This window comes from Acinetobacter sp. UC24323 (genome assembly GCF_024151445.1).
GTDB lineage: Bacteria > Pseudomonadota > Gammaproteobacteria > Pseudomonadales > Moraxellaceae > Acinetobacter > Acinetobacter baumannii.
On record NZ_JAHIBY010000036.1, the window covers coordinates 1 to 494 of the forward strand.

Genomic DNA, 494 nt, shown 5'->3' on the forward strand with positions numbered 1-494 from the left:
GCACGAAATACACCAGCTAACTTAGTTAAAATCTCAAATGCACCTTCTGCGCTCTGAAGATAAACGTTACAAGTAAAGCGTGGTTCTTCTCCACCTAAGCCATCTGGTACCAGCTCATCACAATATTGAGCTAAGCGATATAAAGACCACTTATCAACCATGAGTGGAGTTAATCGGTCACCCAAAGCATAACGGTCTACGGTGCATATATCGTAATAGATCCAAGCCGGGTTATTAGAATATGCCTCTTTGAAAGTACCGTCCCACATTCCAACATACTGACGTGTAACCGGATTATAATTTGTAGGGACTTTTAGGATTCTCCCCTTCGCATCCATTGCAACTTTAGCAACGTTTCCAAAGGTCTCAGCATCATACTGAAGGCCCAATAATGCTGTGTTTGGGTAACGTAATTTCGCATCGATCACTTCTGTAACAGCTGCAATATACATCTTGTCGCTGATATATTCAGAAGATGAGTTCGGAGTCAGACG

The 494-nt window shown here is 42.3% G+C and carries 1 pseudogene; it reads right to left on the reverse strand.

Going from position 1 to position 494, the window contains the following annotated elements:
• Nucleotides 1–494, reverse strand: a pseudogene (locus KNQ97_RS19160) (phage tail protein); the annotation flags it as partial.